Origin of the sequence: Caldicoprobacter algeriensis (assembly GCF_023838525.1) — a bacterium.
In the GTDB taxonomy this organism is placed as follows: Bacteria; Bacillota; Clostridia; order Caldicoprobacterales; family Caldicoprobacteraceae; genus Caldicoprobacter; species Caldicoprobacter algeriensis.
In genome coordinates, this window is the sequence record NZ_JAHUQD010000001.1 from 187,621 (window position 1) to 207,100 (window position 19,480).

General features: G+C 42.6%; 16 protein-coding genes and 1 pseudogene. 7 read left to right on the forward strand and 10 right to left on the reverse strand.

Annotation, left to right across the window (positions count from 1 at the left end; genetic code table 11):
• Positions 1–7: 7 nt before the first annotated feature.
• Positions 8–313, reverse strand: coding sequence for a YerC/YecD family TrpR-related protein (locus KVG29_RS00990; RefSeq protein ID WP_252225901.1), 306 nt, complete (start codon positions 311–313; stop codon positions 8–10).
• 565 nt (positions 314–878) lie between these two features.
• Between KVG29_RS00990 and KVG29_RS00995 the strand changes: the two genes are divergently transcribed.
• Positions 879–1,391 carry a LysM peptidoglycan-binding domain-containing protein gene (locus KVG29_RS00995; protein WP_252225784.1) on the forward strand — a complete coding sequence of 171 codons (513 nt, stop codon included), beginning with the start codon at positions 879–881 and terminating at the stop codon, positions 1,389–1,391.
• A 73-nt stretch (positions 1,392–1,464) separates the two neighbouring features.
• Here KVG29_RS00995 and KVG29_RS01000 read toward each other — a convergent pair whose 3' ends face one another.
• From KVG29_RS01000 to KVG29_RS01020, 5 genes are all read right to left on the reverse strand, one after another.
• Entirely contained in the window at positions 1,465–2,124 is a 660-nt protein-coding gene (locus KVG29_RS01000; RefSeq protein WP_252225785.1) for a single-stranded DNA-binding protein, read from the reverse strand.
• 84 nt (positions 2,125–2,208) lie between these two features.
• The gene (locus KVG29_RS01005) at positions 2,209–2,985 is read right to left on the reverse strand and encodes a polysaccharide deacetylase family protein (RefSeq protein ID WP_252225902.1); all 777 of its coding nucleotides are present in this window, start codon (positions 2,983–2,985) and stop codon (positions 2,209–2,211) included.
• A gap of 258 nt (positions 2,986–3,243) precedes the next feature.
• Positions 3,244–3,570 carry a hypothetical protein gene (locus KVG29_RS01010; protein ID WP_252225786.1) on the reverse strand — a complete coding sequence of 109 codons (327 nt, stop codon included), beginning with the start codon at positions 3,568–3,570 and terminating at the stop codon, positions 3,244–3,246.
• Positions 3,571–3,581: 11 nt separating this feature from the next.
• Positions 3,582–4,031, reverse strand: coding sequence for a hypothetical protein (locus KVG29_RS01015; protein ID WP_252225787.1), 450 nt, complete (start codon positions 4,029–4,031; stop codon positions 3,582–3,584).
• A 16-nt stretch (positions 4,032–4,047) separates the two neighbouring features.
• Positions 4,048–5,094 carry a C39 family peptidase gene (locus KVG29_RS01020; RefSeq protein ID WP_252225788.1) on the reverse strand — a complete coding sequence of 349 codons (1,047 nt, stop codon included), beginning with the start codon at positions 5,092–5,094 and terminating at the stop codon, positions 4,048–4,050.
• 237 nt (positions 5,095–5,331) lie between these two features.
• On the opposite strand from KVG29_RS01020, the pseudogene KVG29_RS01025 reads away from it, so the two are divergent.
• From KVG29_RS01025 to KVG29_RS01050, 6 genes and pseudogenes are all read left to right on the forward strand, one after another.
• Positions 5,332–5,550, forward strand: a pseudogene (locus KVG29_RS01025) (transposase); the annotation flags it as partial.
• 92 nt (positions 5,551–5,642) lie between these two features.
• Positions 5,643–6,053 carry an IS200/IS605 family transposase gene (tnpA, locus tag KVG29_RS01030; RefSeq protein WP_252225789.1) on the forward strand — a complete coding sequence of 137 codons (411 nt, stop codon included), beginning with the start codon at positions 5,643–5,645 and terminating at the stop codon, positions 6,051–6,053.
• On the forward strand, positions 6,046–7,278 hold the full coding sequence (locus KVG29_RS01035; RefSeq protein WP_420840505.1) for an RNA-guided endonuclease InsQ/TnpB family protein: 1,233 nt from the start codon (positions 6,046–6,048) through the stop codon (positions 7,276–7,278). Before tnpA ends, KVG29_RS01035 begins: the two co-directional genes overlap by 8 nt.
• Positions 7,279–7,432: 154 nt before the next feature.
• Positions 7,433–8,995, forward strand: coding sequence for a sodium/proline symporter PutP (gene putP / locus KVG29_RS01040; RefSeq protein WP_252225792.1), 1,563 nt, complete (start codon positions 7,433–7,435; stop codon positions 8,993–8,995).
• Positions 8,996–9,149: 154 nt separating this feature from the next.
• Positions 9,150–11,807, forward strand: coding sequence for a DEAD/DEAH box helicase family protein (locus KVG29_RS01045; RefSeq protein ID WP_252225793.1), 2,658 nt, complete (start codon positions 9,150–9,152; stop codon positions 11,805–11,807).
• The gene (locus KVG29_RS01050) at positions 11,791–12,381 is read left to right on the forward strand and encodes a class I SAM-dependent methyltransferase (protein ID WP_252225794.1); all 591 of its coding nucleotides are present in this window, start codon (positions 11,791–11,793) and stop codon (positions 12,379–12,381) included. Before KVG29_RS01045 ends, KVG29_RS01050 begins: the two co-directional genes overlap by 17 nt.
• A gap of 709 nt (positions 12,382–13,090) precedes the next feature.
• On the opposite strand, the gene gyrA is transcribed toward KVG29_RS01050, so the two are convergent.
• From gyrA to KVG29_RS01070, 4 genes are all read right to left on the reverse strand, one after another.
• The gene (gene gyrA, locus KVG29_RS01055) at positions 13,091–15,538 is read right to left on the reverse strand and encodes a DNA gyrase subunit A (RefSeq protein WP_252225795.1); all 2,448 of its coding nucleotides are present in this window, start codon (positions 15,536–15,538) and stop codon (positions 13,091–13,093) included.
• Positions 15,539–15,560: 22 nt separating this feature from the next.
• Positions 15,561–17,516: a DNA topoisomerase (ATP-hydrolyzing) subunit B gene (gene gyrB / locus KVG29_RS01060; protein WP_252225796.1), complete on the reverse strand. Its 1,956-nt coding sequence runs from the start codon at positions 17,514–17,516 to the stop codon at positions 15,561–15,563.
• 182 nt (positions 17,517–17,698) lie between these two features.
• The gene (locus KVG29_RS01065; RefSeq protein WP_252225797.1) at positions 17,699–18,439 is read right to left on the reverse strand and encodes an NAD-dependent protein deacylase; all 741 of its coding nucleotides are present in this window, start codon (positions 18,437–18,439) and stop codon (positions 17,699–17,701) included.
• 162 nt (positions 18,440–18,601) lie between these two features.
• Positions 18,602–19,453, reverse strand: a complete 852-nt coding sequence (locus KVG29_RS01070) for a DegV family protein (protein ID WP_252225799.1) — start codon at positions 19,451–19,453, stop codon at positions 18,602–18,604.
• Between the last annotated feature and the right edge of the window lie 27 nt (positions 19,454–19,480).

Genomic DNA, 19,480 nt, shown 5'->3' on the forward strand with positions numbered 1-19,480 from the left:
CCGCTTTTTATCTTGATTGCTTTTTGGATATCCTGTCCAGCACGATATTATATCCATCGGATCCGTAAAGCAAAAACCTGTTTACCCGGCTTATGGTAGCGGTACTGGCCCCAGTCTTTTCAGCTATCTCGCTGTAGGTCTTCTTCTCTTTGAGCATCCTGGCCACCTCCAACCTCTGTGCCAGGGATTTGATCTCGTTCACGGTACACAGGTCCTCAAAAAAGCGGTAGCATTCCTCCATGGTCTCAAGGCTCAATATGGCCTTAAACAGCTGGTCAACCAGTTCATCCTTGATTTTAGAACGATATTCCATTTCCCTGGCCCGTTCATCTAAACGGTGCAATAGCCGCACCAGTTTAGAAGGTTGGGGTATTTGTAGTCCGCCATTTAAGGCTGTCCCACCCCAACAGGCGGTATTTGGAACAGCCTCATATGCAGCGACAGTGCGCCACCCAATTGACACAACGACACCACGCGACGCTCTTGCAACCACCATTCCATCTTATGATAAGTTCTACACAATAAAATATCGAGAACATATAGCTGCCTATACTTCTCATTCATGTAAGCATTCCGTGAACTACTCCATCTTATAGAAGATGGAGCTTCCTGCTTCAACGACACCATTTGGTATCTCCACAGGCGTGAATTCGGGGCGTTCCGACCAAATTTGCAATTCATCTCCATCTTATAGAGAATGGAAACTTCTTGCAACTACTAGGTTAAAAAACTTCAGCTAGTTATACTAAATAGGAACTTTGCAATTTCCTTTAACCATTATATCCCCAAACAACCATCATTTCATAAAAAAACAGTAACATATTCCCGCCATACCGCATATAGATATAATAATACAGCGCCTAAAGGAGGGAAAGTTGATGACATACATAGTACAGCCAGGCGATACCCTCTACAAGATCGCACGGAAATTCAACACCACGGTAGAAGCCATTCTCGCCGTAAACAACATTCCCAATCCCAACCTGATCTATCCAGGACAGCTGCTGGAAATCCCCAAAGGGCCTGTTCCACCCGAAGAAGGATTCTACTACATCGTGCAGCCTGGTGATACGCTGTACAGGATTGCGCAGAGATACAACATATCGCTAACCGAACTCATAAGGGTAAACCAGATCCCGCCTCCATACATCATTTATCCCGGCCAAAGGATATTCATACCAGGCGTGGAACCCCCAAAGCCACCACCGGGCGGTAAGATATACATCGTACGGCCTGGAGATACCCTCTACAGCATCGCGGAAAAGTTTAACGTGCCGCTGGATGCCTTGATTCGCCTCAACAACATCCCACGCCCCGACCTGATTTATCCCGGTCAACGGTTGCTTATACCCGCTCCTACAAGCAACGCTCAAGAAGAACCCAAATCATAAGGGTTCTTCTTTTTTTATTTTAGCACAATATGTAAGCCTAGAAAAGAAATAAAGTGTCCGAAGACACTTTATTTCACCCGTTTATCAGTTGAAGTTTTGAAACCGACACCTCATAGGCTATCCTGTCCTGTATTTCACCGCTGGGCAGCTTTTTCTGGTAAGGCCGGCTCTGGATCCTGCCCCATATCCTGATGCGCTGGCCAACCGCCAGATTCTGTGAAAACCGCGCATTTCTCCCCCACATTATAACAGGAATATAATCAGATTTATTGTAGGGCCTGTTGACGGCCAGCAACACATCGGCTATCTCCCGATTAAGCGGCGTCGTCCTATAGACAGGTGGTTTACATATATACCCATCAAGATAAATCTGGTTTGGATTTTTTATCTCTTCGTTCTTCATGGCTATGTCCTTGGCAAACACCGTAAGTATCAACCTGTTTTTCCCGTCGAGGTATTTGTTATATGATCGGAACTGCCCCTTTACAATCACTTCGGTACCCACCGAAAGTTTGCCTATATCGATTAGCCTTTCGGAAACCGTAACAGGCAAAAGGTCTATGTATCCGCTCAACCTAGGCACCGCCAGGGTGAAGTTATAGAAACCTTCGCCGTATATCTCATGCGCAAAGGTGGGCGGGGAGTCTACTTTGCCGGCCACCAAAACCTGGTTGTTTTCTGAAGTGTGTTCTACCATTTTATCCCTCTCCCTTCCTAGAGTCATTTCATCCATAACGTTTTGCACTTCAATCCGGTAACAGCACATCAACATTATCTAAATTATAGCTATTCAACTGATGGACATTTTATTCGCCCTTCATGTGCCTATTTTCCTCTGGCGGCCCGTGTGATCTATATAGTAATTGTCCTTGTAAATAAGCTCCGATACCGGAACGATGGTATAGCCTTCCTTGAGAAGGTGATCCAGAATTAGAGGAAGCGCCTGTACGATGTATTTGGCATTGTTGTGAAACAGCACGATTGAGCCGTTGCGCACCTTCTTGGTTACCTGGTTGAACATGTGCTCAACGCCGTATTCCTTCCAGTCAAGCGAGTCCACATCCCACTGTATGGTATAGTATCCCATCTCTCTGCATGTAAGGATAAGCCTATCGTTGTAATCCCCAAAAGGGGGCCTGAACAGCTTAACAGCCCTGTCGCCAGCAAGCTCTTCTATCTTCTTCTGGGTGGTCTCAATCTCCATTCGGATCTGCTGGCTACTTAGCTGGGACATGTGTGGGTGGGTGGTGGAATGATTGCCTATCTCATGGCCTTCAGATGCAATCCTCTTCACCTTTTCGGGATACTTGTCAACCCAGAACCCCACAAGGAAAAACGTGGCCTTGATATTCCTTTTCTTCAATATATCCAATATTTCGTCAGTATATTCAGCCCCCCAGGCTGCGTCAAAGGATATGGCAATCTTCTTCTCATCGGTTTCCACCGAGTATATCGGCAGTTCCCGCTTGGTGTTTAAAAACACGCTTATGACGTCATACTGTGTGGTCTGAGTGTATATTATGGAGATTATAACCAGCACAAGCACCACAAGCATACGTATGGCCTGTATTCTGGATACGTATATGACCCTCATGTACAGCACCTCGCTTATAACACCTTGCTATTAATTTATTGCGATGTAACCAAGGATATGACAAAAAAAGAGCAGGAGCTGAACATGTGTTTTATTCAGCTCCTGCTCTATCTATTGCATAGTAGGTTATAATTGCTTCCTTCGACGGATTGTTAGGCATACTCTGTTTTTGTTGCCCCCCAATTTTTACTCTACCTTTTATTTCTTTACCCTCAATCGTTATTGTTATTATTCCTGTTTTGGCATTTATAACTTTATTTAATCCACATAATCCACTTCATGTATTCTGTAGCATGTTTGCCCATCCAATCCATTAAGAATAAAATCTTCATTATACACAATATTTGTGATAACATACTCTCCGTCATCTGTCCTGTCGTATTCAATTTTGAGTATACCGTCTGTAAGCAGGTGCACAGAGGTCAGATATATTCCCATTTCCTTATTCAGCTTAAGCACGTGATCCGTTGCTTCATCGAAAACTCTCCTGTACAACGGTATAACAGGGTCAATCTGTTCCACCTTCTGCAAATTATCACCCAGCCGTAATTGGGAAAAATCTTTATAAGCAAGCTTTTTTTTCATGACCACACAGACTAATCATACAAGCTCTCTATCATCTTCTCAATATCATGCAGTAAAGACCGCGGTATGACTTCATAATCTATTCTATTTATTCTGACACTCCATAATCCAGACGTAATAACTACGGATATATCTTCACCCCTGTAAAAGCTCAGGGAATATGAAAAGCCTGTAGAATCTTCTTTGGGCGGGGGCAGCTGCTTTATCACCAGCTCTTTAAACTTCTCAATGATATCGTTTATGGTTACCTGGTCATCAATAAACAGCTCTTTCCCGTGACCACTCATAATCCTTATTTTTGTTATTCCCTCAAAAGCATCGCTGTATACTTCACCCAGCTTCACTTCCTCATATACCCGAGGTTCAGCTTCGCGTGACCCAGCACTATCGTTCTGGCAGCCCGCTAGAAATAATAATACACAAATAACAGATATTATCCGTTTTATGCTCATCCAGCTCACTTCCTTCCCTCCAACATTAATATGGATTGATCCTTATAACGTTCATGTGATCCCTGCCCGTTTGATAGTGTATATATCTGTCGGGAATGGAACGCCAGCCGTCTGCCAGTAAAATATAATGACTCCTCCACGCCCCTGAGTATTTATATCTGATGTATCCAAACCCTACTACAGCATGACCACCTTCTTTATTGTAATATTGATCTTGCTGCAAGCTTAATATTACCGGCCTGCCATTATTTATTTCCGCCTTAATCCATGTATCAAAATCTGACACCGTACTCGCATTATATTTATAGCTTGATGTGGGACTTGTATGACATCTTGAATCAATGTAATTAACCAAGCCAGTCCTTAAATCTGAGTCATAAGTTCCTTTGTGACCTTCATTTGTCTTCATCAACACATACAGGGTGTTGTGCAAAGTGGCCCAGTTTCCAGGGTATAAACTGCTGAATGTAGATGGGTCCCTCAACGTCCAATACTTGCAGTAATTTGTTCCTGCTGTAGGCGCACAGTTATCTGGCCCCTGAAAACCAGGATAACCCGTTGTAAAGTAAGAATTTCCCATCCCGTAGCACCAGTCATACGTACAGTCTTCCCATCCACTTTCGTAATTTCCAGGTATATATATCGGTTCACCAACAGGAGGATTACTCCCCTGAGCAGAATCATCCAACAGCACTGCCCACTCTTTGGAAACATCACACTCTTCACTATAAGAAAAACTGTTTAATTCAATTTGTTGAAGTTCAGTTTTACTTTTGCTGATCGGTTGCGTGACTGTAATATCATAATATACTTCTTGTCTACCATCATTAAAACCAATTACATATGTTAATCCGCCCAAATAGTAAAATTTCTTTTTAGTTGCAGCCAAAATATTTTCTGTCTTTCTAATGTTTTTCTCTGCCTGGTATAAAAATGGTAACTGACTAAATGAAAACTCCACAATAGGGGGATTATTTCTATTAGTGTTTACAACTATATAGCCAGCAGGAACATTGTTTTCATATGATAATTCAAACAGATAAGCATTGATATTGTTATCTAACCCGTACAAAGGAGTTATGCTATTGAACCTTACGCCTTCTTTCTAGACAGAAAGTTCTTCTGTTACTCCATTGTTAAGAAGATCACTCTCTGAATCGATATTAAAAAGTAAAAGCCCTGCTTCAGAAAAAGCAAGGCTTTTTTATCAGTTAAGTCCATATAATTGTGTAAAAAGGGGTTGAGCCACCCCCACCCCTCTGGTTAGAATTAAAAATGTAAAAACCAAAACTAACTGGAGGGATGAGAAATGGCTCAATACAATATTACCATTGATTCTGAAATTTTGCACTATCTTTTTTTAAAAGGAGCTAAAGATGAAGGTATGGCTAAGTTACTAGAGTCTGTATTGAATCAAGTACTGCAGGCACAGGCTACCGAACAGATTAAAGCCGAACCATATGAAAGGACTAAAGAAAGAGAAGATTATCGTAACGGTTATTACAAGAATTCTGCAGAAAGCCTCGTCCTTGCAGGGCGGGGATGAATGCAAGGGTTGAAACTGAGAACCAAGTATGATATAATTAAACCAAATCTTGGAATTAAGAAGGTTGGTTTAGAATGAATACCTACAAATCCACACGACATGCTAAATTCCTAATCAACTACCACTTTGTTTGGATACCAAAGTACAGAAAAGACTTTTTAAAAGGCCCTGAGGTAAAAAATACAGTTGAAGAAACAATCAGGGAACTATCCAAGACATACAAGTTTGATATTTTAGCACTTGAAATAATGCCTGACCATATTCATCTATTTATTTCTGCACTTCCAAGGTATTCTCCAAGCGAACTTATTAATGTTATAAAGGGCGCTACTGGCAGGAAGATAGGACAAAAGTTTCCCCAGTACAAACAAAGAGATTCTGTCTGGACAAGAGCGTACTTTGTGGCAACTGCAGGTAATGTATCTGCCGAAACCATCAAGAAGTATATAGAGAGCCAATGGAAGAAGGTAGAAAAGGATAGATAGGACATATATTTTGTCAGTTCCAGAAGAATATCAAGATTTAGCGAGAGAAATTTCAATGGTATCTGGTAAAATCTACTCTAAAGCAGTAAATTTTTTTAAAAGGATACAAGCAAAAGGGATACATGTTTCGAGAAAGACATTTGACCAGTATATGGAATGGTGGCTGCATCAAAAGAGTTTTAAACTTCACAGTCAAAGCAAACAGGCAGCATACCAGCAGTTTTGGACTGCATATCAGGCATACCTGAAAAAATTACAAAAGGCAAAGGAGAAAGGCCAAGATACATCCAAGATAAGACCACCATTCAGGAACAAGAAGTATAATAAAGTGGTTTTTAAGAAAAGCGCAATTCATTTTAAAGATGGAGACTTGATTTTGTCAAATGGGAAGGAACAAGCACCAATGGTTATAAAAGGGTGTTGTTTAAAAGGTGCTCCCAAGTATGCAGAGCTGATTTTCCATCAAGACAAGAAGAAATATTATCTTCACATTGTGGTTGAAGTAGAAGAAGGAAAAATTGAGAATACCGCAGGAGTCATGGCAATAGATCTTGGAGTAATACATCCGATGGTTTGTTTTGATGGCAGAAAAGTTTTAATCTATAATGGTGGTATTCTGAACTCAAAGATAAGATACCGCAATAAAAAACTTGGAGAATTTCAGCAAAAATTATCTAAGTGTCAGAAAGATTCAAGAAAATTCAAAGAGCTTTTGAGAGCAAAGAGGGAAGTATTGAGAAGAGTTAACAATCAAATTAGAGATGTGTTGGAAAAATACACATCTTATTTGGTGGGGTATTGTATTAAAAATGGTATAGGGACAATTGTATTAGGTGATTTGAAGGGTATAAGGAATGGGGCAAGACATGGGAAAGTACCAAATCAAAAAATCCATCAATGGATGTTTAGAAGAGTAGCAAGAAGGATAGAAGAGAAAGCCGAGTTTGTGGGGATAGAAGTCAAATTTATAAAAGAAAATGGGACATCACAGAGTTGTCCTGTGTGTGGTAGCAAAAACAAGCCAGAAAACAGGAACTATGAATGCAAAAGCTGTGGTTTTAGATATCACAGGGATGGAGTGGGAGCGATAAACATATACAGAAAGTATACAGGCTCTTTAAGCCTGGTAGTAGGGCTATTGGCTTGCCCCACAGGTGTGAGGTACACACCACACCTGTGTTGCCCTATTGAGTGGAATATCCACCCAGTAGGGAAGACGGCCTGAAATTCGGAGCTGTCAAGAATCCTCGCCCCTTCCAGGGCGGGGAGAAGTCAAAGCACTGAAAACTCCATATTGCGTGGCTGCATAAATATGCTTTATAATGTATTCATTGTGTACACCTACGTAAAATCCATAAACAATCAGGAGTGATGGTAACATGGATATGGACAAGTTTCAGATCATAATCGCTATGGTAATCTATGTCTCAGCGGTTATTGGCATAGGAGTGTATTATGCCAAGCGGGCAAGCGAGAGCAGCCATAACTACCTCATAGGTGGCAGGTCCCTGGGACCGTGGGTCACTGCCATGGCTGCCGAGGCTTCCGACATGAGCGGATGGCTGCTCATGGGACTTCCGGGCGTTGCCTACTGGTCGGGCTTGGGAGAAGCGTTTTGGACGGCATTAGGACTGTGTATAGGCACCTATTTGAACTGGCTGCTTGTGGCAAAGAGGCTGCGCATATATTCCCACATTTCCGGAGATGCAATAACAATCCCCGACTTTTTAAGCAACAGGTTCAAGGAAAATAAAAAAGTGATAATGACCATTGCAGCACTTTTTATACTTGTATTCTTTAGTATATACGCTGCCAGCTGCTTCGTGGCCGTCGGGAAGCTCTTCAGCATGCTGTTTGGAACCAGGTATATCTACAGCATGATTGTAGGGGCTCTATTTGTAGTTTCATACACATTCATAGGGGGATTTCTGGCAGAAAGCGCATCGGATTTCATGCAGGGAGTAATAATGTTCTTTGCTCTTACCGTTGTCCTGGTATCGGGCATTTTTGTAGCTGGAGGAATCTCCTTGGTAATTGAAAAAGCAGAAGCCATCCCCGGCTTTTTTGACATATTTTCAATCGCACAGCCAAAAATTATAAATGGAGTGCAGCAAATTGAAAACAACATGCCCGTATTTACAGAGCCGGCTAAATACGATTGGCTATCGATAATATCCATCCTTTCCTGGGGATTGGGCTACTTCGGTATGCCTCAAGTGCTGGTAAAGTTTATGGCAATCAACAAATCAAGCAACATCAAATTCTCGAGAAGGATTGCAACCGTTTGGGTTATAATCTCGCTTACAGCAGCGGTTGTCATAGGAATAACAGGCAGAATACTCTATCCTAGAGCATTCCTGACACCCAGCGCATCAGAAAATATTTTCATACTGATGTCAACCGAGTTCTTCGTCTCACTAATCGCTGGAATCGTCCTGGCAGGAATACTTGCAGCAACCATCAGCTCGGCCGACTCCTACCTGCTCATAGCCGCTTCGTCATTTTCAAAAAACATATTCCAGGGTATCCTCAAAAAAGAAGCGGATGACAGGACTGTATTGCGCATGACAAGGCTAACACTGCTTGTTATCTCCGTAATAGCAATGATCATCGCGTTGGACGAAAACAGCATCATATTCAGAGTTGTGTCCTTTGCATGGGCGGGGTTTGGCGCAACCTTCGGGCCAATCATGCTGTTTTCGCTGTTCTGGGAAAGAACCACCAGGGCAGGTGCCATTGCCGGAATGGTTTCTGGCGGTGCGACGGTGTTCATATGGAAACTGTTTCTTAACCCCTTGGGAGGGATATTCAAAATATATGAGCTGCTTCCTGCATTTGTAACATCATGCATTGCCATATTAGTAGTATCATTGCTTACCAAAGAGCCGCCAAAAGAAGTGAAAGAAGAATTCAGGCTGGTTAAGAATTATAAGGCAGTCTAGTACAGGCTGCCTTATATTTTTAATTGCCGATATACAAAACTTCTACTTGTTATAGAAAAAGAATCGTATTTTTATTGATAAATCCTTGAAATAACAATATAATTTATTAATAAGTAGCATTAAACACTAATTTTTCAAGGGAATGAATAGTCTTATGAAGTCAGAAAAAACAATTAAAATTGACTCCTACATAAATGAAGCTGGATTAAACCAGATAAAAGAGATTTATAAAAAGATTGAAGAACGATACAAAAACCTTCTTCAGCAAGCCGGCCTAAGTAATATCAGATGCTTTACTGGCGGCAACCAAGATTTCTTAACAGAGCTGAGAAACGCGATAAAAAATGCTGTAGAGATAGATATCATCGTTTCATTCTTGTTGGAATCAGGGGTTAGACTAATCGTCGAAGATCTAATAGAAGCCAAAAAACAAAATGCTAAAATTAGAATTATAACCGGGAGATATCTTAGCATTACGCAGCCTTCGGCGCTTTATCTTATTAAAGATAATCTAGGAGACTATGTTGATTTAAGGTTTTTTAAGTATGACCATGTACCCTTTCATCCGAAAGCTTACATATTTGAATACAAAGATGGCAATGGTGAGATTTTTATAGGTTCATCAAATATATCTGAATCAGCCCTGACATATGGAATAGAATGGAACTATAAAATTGATAAGACTACCAATTTCCAGGATTTTTCTTTCTTTAAAAATGAATTTTACAATTTCTTATATCAGCACAGTGAAGAAATAACCGAAAAAGTTTTAAGGGAATACAGCCGAAAATGGAAAAAACCCAAAATACAATCCATCGAAGAAGAGTTAACAGAAGAAGAATTAACAAACGAATTCTATGCAAATGGAGAAGCAAACAATTACGCTGCTGTAGCAGTCGAAGCTACAGAATATCAAACACAAAAAAACAATTTTTTCGATATCACAAAAAGCAACACAAAAATAATTCCCTATTGTCAACCAAGAGGTGCGCAGATTGAGGCCCTTTACGAACTCAAAAAAACCAGAACAGAAGGATTTAACAAGGGAATAGTGGTAGCAGCAACCGGCATAGGAAAAACCTTTTTAGCAGCATTTGATTCAATAGGCTTTAAAAGAGTATTATTTGTTGCTCATAGAGAAGAAATTTTAAAACAAGCAGAAAGGACCTTTAAAATAGTTCGGCCTAACGATACAACCGGCTTCTTTTTTGCCGAAATCAAACAAACAGATAGAGATATAATATTTGCATCTGTCCAAACGCTGGGTAAAAAGGAATATTTGAATCCCTTGTATTTTTCTCCTGAATACTTTGATTATATTATCATTGATGAATTCCATCATGCTGTTGCAAGGTACTATTTGAATATTATAGAGTATTTTAAACCTCGTTTCCTACTAGGACTTACAGCCACTCCAGAAAGACTGGATAACAAAGACGTGTTTGAACTGTGTGATTATAATGTTGTTTATGAACTAAGGTTAAAAGAAGCAATAAATAAGGGATACCTTGTTCCTTTCCGGTATTATGGAATCTACGATGAAACCGACTTTACGCACATTCCTATTGTAAATGGTAAATACAAAGAAGACGAGCTTGAAAAGGCATTGATGCTTCACAAAAGAGCGGATTTAATTTTGAAAAACTATTTGAAATTTAACAAGAAAAGGACTGTTGCTTTTTGTTCATCGCGAAACCATGCCGAATTTATGGCAGATTATTTTAATCAGCATGGTATAAGAGCATGTGCAGTTTACAGTGGCGAACAGGGAAAAAATGCTCTTAATAGAGAAAAGGCCATTGATAAGCTTAAGAAAAGAGAAATAAATGTCATTTTTACGGTTGACATGTTTAATGAAGGAATAGATGTACCCGAAATCGACATGGTAATGTTTTTAAGACCAACAGAATCACCGGTAGTTTTTCTGCAGCAGTTAGGAAGAGGTCTAAGAAAATCCAAAGGGAAATATTACCTTACAGTACTGGACTTTATAGGGAATTATAAAAAGGCCAATTTAATACCGTTTTTGCTCAGTGGCGATAAATACGACACAGAAAAGATAAAGAAAATGAGCTTCTCACAGGATGAATTTGATTTTCCACAGGATTGTGTAGTAGACTTTGATTTCAGAATAATAGATATCTTTAAAAAACAGGCCGAGGCTGTAAAGAGAATACAAGATTTAATCTATGACGAATATAAAAGAATAAAAGATCTACTAGGGTATAGACCTATGAGGCAAGATCTATTTAAATACATGGATAGCTCAATATATGAAAATATGAAGCGATATAGTAATCTAAATATATTCAATGATTACATCTATTTTTTACATGTGAACAATGAACTCACAGAACGTGAAAAATCTCTTTACAACACAGTTGCACATGAATTTATCAGGTGCATTGAAACTACCGCTATGACTAAAAGCTATAAGATTCCGCTACTGCTTGCTTTTTACAATAATGGAAAGTTAAAACTTTCAGTAACACCAGATGATATATACAAAAGCTTCAAGGAATTTTATTCAAACCCCTCCAATGGAATCGACCTCTTAAGGCATAAAAGTACAAAGGAATATAAGCAATGGGGGAAAAAGGAATATTTATCACTTTCAAGAAAAAATCCTGAAAAATTCTTGCTATTATCCCATCCCAACCTTTTCTACCGGGATGGAGAACTGTTTTGTCTTACAAAAAAACTTGAACCTTTTATCGACAACGAGGATTTTATAAAACATTTTAAGGATGCAATACTTTATAGGGTAAAACGATATTACAAGGAGAGAATTGAAGATGAATCAAACAATTGATTATTACAACAGAAATGCTATAACATACTTTTTAAACACAAAGGATGCAAACATGCAACATCTATACGCATTATTTTTAAAGTATATACCGCAAGGTGGTAAAATACTAGATTTAGGTTGTGGTTCAGGACGTGATACCAAATATTTTTTAGAGAAGGGATATGATGTTTTAGCAGTAGATGGCTCTATCGAAATGGTAAAGATTTCAAGTAAATATACCGGTAAAGAAACACTGCACATGACCTTTGAAGAAATAAATTTCATTGAAGAATTTGATGGTATCTGGGCTTGCGCTTCATTGCTTCATGTATCAAGATCCGAAATCGACGATATTCTTGGTAAAATTTACAATGCATTGAAAAAAGGCGGAATATTATATGCTTCCTTTAAATACGGAAATAAAGAAAATACAGCTGAAGATGGAAGATTATTCAATTATTATGATTGTAACAGTTTTGTTGATTTGATAGAAAGACATCCTTATTTCCGCCTTCTCGAAATGTTGATAACCAATGATGTTCGTAAAGGAAGAGAAAATGAGAAATGGCTAAACGTAATAGTTCAAAAAATATGACTATCAAGGGGAGATTAAAACATCTCCCCTTCTGTTTCTGTTACACACTTATCGTATAATTTTACGTAGTCGTACTGTCCTGGATTTTTCAAAATTTTTTAAATTGTGATTTTAGTCTACAAATCTAAATATTGGTTTTGTGTAACCGACCTTTGAAAACTTAAATTGCTGGATTAGACTACAAAGTACCCCTCTACACCTTTTTTATGTTTTGTTTTCTAGTATTCACCAAGCATGTGGTGTATATACCTTTGTCATCTCTTTGTGAAAAACAATATCAACTGCACTGCTATTCCAGGCAACATACCTATTCCCATAATGAACATATACACCATAACTGCAACCAGATCAGTCCAACCTGTAGCCGGACGGTTTACAGCAAGATATAACATGTATACCATGCCTGCAATATTCGATAAAAAAAGATAAAAATAGACCTTAAAGCCCAAACAGCCCTCTATAGTTATTAATTTAAAGAAACAATTGCAGCCAGCAGTATAAAACCATTATATTTTTAAATATTTTTAAAACTAATATCAGCTTCCAATATCATTTTTAAAATCATTTTTAAAAGAATTAAAGATACAAATGTCAAAAAAATAAAGCCGCTAAAACAAAAAACCACTTTGCAGAGTGCCTGTCAGGCAATTTAGGCATGGCCGTATAACCTCACCTTTATTTTAATTTACTGAACACTTTAACTTTCACCCTAATCCTTATAATTCCTATACGCCGCGCACACCTCGTTGTCCATCAAAACCAGTACGGCCGCCTCTCCTGTCCCATCCCTTTCGGTTATAGCAATGGATTCGGTGCTCACCCTGGTCACCGTGCCATCCTCCTGCTGCAGGATGATTTCATAGGGCTCCTTAACGTAGAAGGCAGCAACCAGATATCGGCCGTTGGATTTATTCCTGGCAAAGCGGATGGTCTTAAAGCCGACGCCGCCCCGTCCCTGTGGCTGGTAATCCACCAGAAGGGTTCGCTTTACGAATCCCCTATCGGTGACCACCACAATTTCTCCTTCGTCATCCACTTCGGTGGCAAAGATCACCTCGTCATCCTCCTTAAGCCTCATGGCCTTGACGCCTTTGGCGGTCCTGCCCACACTTGGCACTTCATCCCCGTGAAAACGGATGCTCATCCCCTGACTGGTAATGAGCATGATGTCTTTATCCCCGCGAGTCAGTTCGACTGCCACCACCTTGTCTCCCTCATTGAGCCCGCAGGCCTGTATCCTGGTCTTTTTGGCATCGTACTCGATAAGCGGCGTCCTCTTTATCATGCCCATGGCTGTATAGAACTGTACATATTGATCCTCTGCAAACTCTTTTACAGAGAGTACAGCCACCGGCTTTTCTCCGCCCTCAAGGGAATTGACCAGCGTATACAGCGGCACGCCCCTGTCACGCCATTTTCCTTCCGGAATGTCACTGCAGGCCAGGGTATAACAGTTGCCTACATCTGTAAAGATAAGCACCTTATGGTCGGTGGCCGACTCAACCACAAACTCTATATAATCCCCGTCACCGGTCTCAACGCTTTCGACATCGCGGCTGGAGCGGCTGTACGACTTGGCCGGAACCCTCTTTATATACTGGTTATGAGAAAGGGTGATAACGGCATCCTCAACGTATATCAAGTCCTCGGCGTTTATCTCGGCTTCCTTGACATCCTCAATTATCTTTGTCCTGCGGGGATCTGCATACTTTTCCTTTATCTCAAGCAGCTCTTTTTTGATCACCTTGATCAAGGCTTGTTCCGATGAGAGTATGCTCTCCAACCGCCGTATCTGCCTGGTCAAGTCCTCATACTCCTTCTTGAGGTTTGATATCTCAAGACCAGTAAGCTTTTGAAGCCTCATGTCCAATATGGCCTGGGCCTGAACGTCAGTCAAATTAAATTTATCCATTAGCTTCTGCTTTGCCTTACCGGGATTCTCGGATGAACGAATAACAGCTATCACCTCGTCTATGTTCTGTATGGCCACCATGAGCCCTTCTAGTATATGCTGTCGAGCCTTAGCCTTGTCCAGCTCAAACCTGGTGCGGCGTGTCACCACATCCTTTTGATGGCGAATGTAGTAATCTATAATTGCTTTCAGCCCCAGCTGCTGCGGCTTCCCATCGGCAATGACCACCATATTAATTCCAAATGAAACTTGCAGATCGGAATATTTATACAGATAATTGAGGATCTTTTCTGGGTCGGCATCCTTTTTAAGCTCAATGACGGCGCGTATGCCCTGCCTGTCCGACTCATCGCGAATGTCAGCAATTCCGGTCAATACACCCTTTTTCTCCTCGCTCAAATTTAAAATCTTCTCCAGCAGTGCGGCCTTGTTAACCTGATAAGGCAGCTCCTTTATCACCAGCAGCTTCTTCCCGCCCGGAGCATTTTCCACCTCTACCTTAGCCCTCAGGAAAAACTTGCCGTGCCCGGTCTCATATGCCTTTTTTATCTCATCCTGACCTATTATAATCCCCCCGGTGGGGAAATCCGGTCCCGGCATGATTTTGAGCAGCTCATCAAGCGAAATATCTGGGTTTTCCATCTGAGCTATCACTGCGTCTATGGCTTCGCCCAGATTGTGAGGGGGTATATTGGTGGCCATACCCACGGCTATGCCCGAAGCGCCGTTGACCAGCACATTGGGGAATCTCCCCGGCAGCATGTCGGGCTCCTTCAGGGTATCATCAAAGTTCAGGCTGAACTTGACGGTGTCCTTATCGATATCCCTCAGCATCTCCATTGCCAGAGGCGTGAGGCGCGCCTCGGTATAACGCATGGCGGCAGCCGTATCCCCATCGATGGAGCCAAAGTTACCATGCCCGTCCACCAACAATGCCCTCATGTTGAAATCCTGCGCCATCCTCACCATTGCTTCATACACCGATGCATCGCCGTGAGGGTGGTATTTACCCAGGGTATCGCCCACGATTCTGGCCGACTTACGGTGTGGCTTATCAGGTGTGAGGCCCAACTCGTACATGGTATAAAGTATCCTCCGCTGCACCGGCTTAAGCCCATCCTCCACCCTGGGCAGCGCCCGTTCCATAATCACGTACTCGGCATATGGGATGATGGACTCATGCATGACCTCTTCCAAGGGTTTTTGAATCACGTTGTCCTGATTCTGCACAAATTCGTTATCCATCCTTTTCGATGCCATACCTCAACTACACTCCCATCTCTTGCAAAACGTCTACTTTATTGAAATTGGCATAAGCGCTTATATATTCCTTTCGCGGCTGAACCTTATCACCCATCAAAATGGTTACCAGCCTGTCGGCCTCGGCCGCATCCTCCACCGTCACTTGTATTATCTTCCTCTTTTGAGGATTCATTGTGGTCTCCCACAGCTGCTCAGGGTTCATCTCTCCCAAGCCCTTATAGCGCTGTATAGTGTACCTCTTGCCCATACTCTTTACGACTCTCTTGAGCTCCTCATCGTTGTAAACGTATTCCTCTCTCTTCCCATCGGTAACCCTGTACAAAGGCGGCAAGCCGATATACAGATGGCCGTTGGTTATAAGCTCCTTCATGTAGCGGAAAAAGAAGGTGAGCAAAATGGCCCGTATGTGTGCCCCGTCCTGGTCGGCATCGGATAGTATTATCACCTTGTGGTATTTCAGGTTGGCTATATTGAAATCCTCACCAATGCCTGTGCCCAGTGCGGAGATGATAGTGGCAAACTCCTCATTGCTCAGCACCTGATCCAGCCTCTTCTTCTCGGCGTTAAGCGGCTTGCCACGCAGAGGGAGTATTGCCTGAAACCTCCTGTCCCTTCCCTGCTTGGCCGATCCTCCGGCCGATTCGCCCTCCACGATAAACAGCTCGTTTAATTTGGGGTCCCTGCCGGTACAGCTGGCCAGCTTGCCAACCAGGGGCGCTCCTTCCAGATTGCTTTTCTTTCGCTCAATTTCACGGGCTTTTCTGGCCGCTTCCCTGACCTTGGCCGCTTTTATGGCTTTTTCTATGATCAGCTTCGCCGTCTCGCTGTTGGCCGGCTGTTCAAGGTAATTGCCCAGCTGCTCGGAGACAATGGCCTCCATGGCCGCCCTTGCCTCGGTGTTGCCCAGTTTGGTCTTGGTCTGCCCTTCAAACTGTACGTTGTTCATCTTGAGGGAGATAACCGCGGTAATGCCTTCCCTGAAGTCCTCCCCCGAAAGATTGGGGTCCTTATCCTTTAAATAATTGTACTTCCTGGCATAGTCGTTCAACACCTTGGTGAGGGCCGACTTAAAGCCCGTTTCATGTGTACCCCCCTCGGTAGTAGGAATGTTGTTCACGTACGAGAAAATGCTCTCGGTGTAAGAGTCGGTATACTGAATGGCAATCTGAACGAATATACCTTCTTTCTCACCTTCAATATATATGACATCGCTATGAAGCACGTTTTTATCCTCGTTCAGATACTTTACAAAGTCAACGATACCGCCATTATAACAAAAAGTGCGCCTGCTACCAGCGTCTTTTATGCGCTCATCGCAAAACTCTATGGTCACTCCGCCATTCAAATAGGCCAGTTCCTTAAGCCGCCTTGAAACGATATCGGCATTCATGCGCACGTCTTCAAATATGCGATCATCCGGAAGGAATCGCACCTTGGTGCCCGTTCCAGTAGCGCTACCCACTACCTCCAGGGGGGTAACGGGTTTGCCTGCAACAACTTTCTTAAGCTGCGGATCGTATACGCTCTCAAACCTCTGCCGGTAAAGCTTTCCGTCCCTCTTTACCTCCACTTCCAGCCATCGCGACAAGGCGTTCACCACCGATGCACCCACGCCGTGCAAGCCGCCTGAAAACCTGTAATTTTCGTTGTTAAACTTTCCACCGGCGTGGAGGTGGGTAAACACCACCTGCACTCCCGGTATCCCCAGGGCCGGATGTATGTCTACCGGTATTCCTCTGCCGTCATCCTCCACCGTTACGCTGTTATCCTCGTGGATTGTAACCGAAATCCTGGATGCAAAGCCATTGGCTGCTTCGTCGATTGCATTGTCCACAATCTCCCAAAGGAGATGATGAAGCCCCCGCTGGCCGGTTGAACCGATATACATTCCCGGCCGCATGCGAACGGCATCAAGGCCTTCCAATACCTGTATGCTGCTGACTTCGTAAGTCTGCCCCATTACAAACCTCCTACTTAAGAACATATGTTCTGTTTTGAATACTATTATATCATCCTTTTGTTTTTATTGCAAAACGATATTGGCATGTAGCTTAAAACGCCCTTACAATACTTGGTGAGCGTTAAACATTCCTTGAGCTTCTCTCTTCTCCAGCGTTTACTTTAATTTGAGCGTCTTTGAGGTCATCCCACCACATAAGACAATACCTTGCCTATGCTGTCGTGTATAACGATGTTGGCCCTGTAATCATAGGGCGTGGATGTCCTGTTGATGAGTATCAGCTTGTCCCCTTTATAATAATCCACCAGCCCGGCAGCGGGATATACCACGAGGGATGTGCCTCCCACTATCAGCACATCTGCATTGGAAACGTAGTGTATGGACCTATACAATACATCCATGTCCAGGCTTTCCTCGTAGAGGACCACGTCCGGCCTGACTATCCCACCACATTTCTCGCATTTGGGAACCAGTTCCTCGCTGTCCATCACATAATCCAGGTCGTAATTCTGTCCGCATTTCATACAATAATTCCTATGGATGGAACCGTGAAGTTCCAGCACGTTTTTGCTTCCGGCCGCCTGATGCAGCCCATCTATATTCTGTGTTATGACCGCTTTGAGCTTTCCCTGCTCTTCAAGCTTTGCCAGAGCGATGTGTGCCGCGTTGGGCTTTGCATCCCTATACACCATTTTGCTTTTATAAAACTCATAGAACTCCTCGGGGTGCTTGATAAAGAAACTATGGCTCAGCATCACCTCTGGCGGATATGATGTCTTTTGGTTGGCACTGTACAGGCCCGATGCACTCCTGAAGTCGGGTATATTGCTCTCGGTAGAGACCCCCGCTCCGCCAAAGAAGACTATATTACCGCTGCCCTCAACAATTTTTTTGAACTCGTCCAACTTTTTAAGTTCATCCACGGCACCTCACCCTTCCTAAAAATGAAAAATTTAAAACTTCTTAACATATGTATTATAGCACCCTGCTGCACATTTTACCATAAACGCCATTAAATCCTTGGAACAAAACAAAAAAGGGATTTTCATCAAAGAAAACCCCTTTTTGCCACCCTCATCGCCATCCTATTTCTCCAGGTAGAGTATGCCTACCGTACCGGGACCACAATGGCTTGATATAACCGCTCCTGCGGAGGTTATACACACTTCTTTTGGGTTCAGCTCGCTTTTCAGCTTTTCAGCAAGGTATTCTGCTCCTTCCTGGTAATCAGAATGGGTCACAAATATTCTCTCCAGGTCAACGTTTTCCCCATCTCCTACGTGACTAACATAGAATAAATCCAGCACTTTCTTGTCCTTACCCCTGAACTTCTCTCCCACTATCATTCCACCGTCCTTGACTATGATTTGTGGCTTAATCTTCAGCATAGTACCAGCAATCAGTTGAAGCGATGTGCACCGTCCTCCCATGTGAAGGTATTTAAGGGTGCTTATTACAAAACTGGTGCGCACTTTGGGTACCAGCGCATTTACCTTTTCTACAATCTCCTGTGCTCCCACACCCTGCATGGCCAGCTCCGCCGCTTTTACCGCCAGCAACCCTATCCCGGTAGACAGGTTCTGCGAATCCACCACATGCACCCTGCCCGGCTCGAATTCATTGGCCGCAATCAGGGCATTTTGAACGGTGGCCGACAGCTTGGACGAAATACCCACAAAAATGACGTCATAGCCCTGGTCTACCCAAGGCTTAAAAGCGGTAACAAAATCTTCCACCGGCGGTGCGGCCGTCTTGGGCAAAGTCTGAAACTCATCCACCATCTCGTAAAGCCGAGCAGTGGTTATGTCCACTCCGTCTCGATAGCTCTTATCCCCCATAGTCACGTAAAGGGGGAGCACAGAGATATTTAGAGCCTCAAGCTGCTGAGGAGAAAGGTCAGCCGTACTGTCGGTAAACACCTTAACCTTCTTATCCACCTAATAACCTCCTTTACTTCGCTTGTG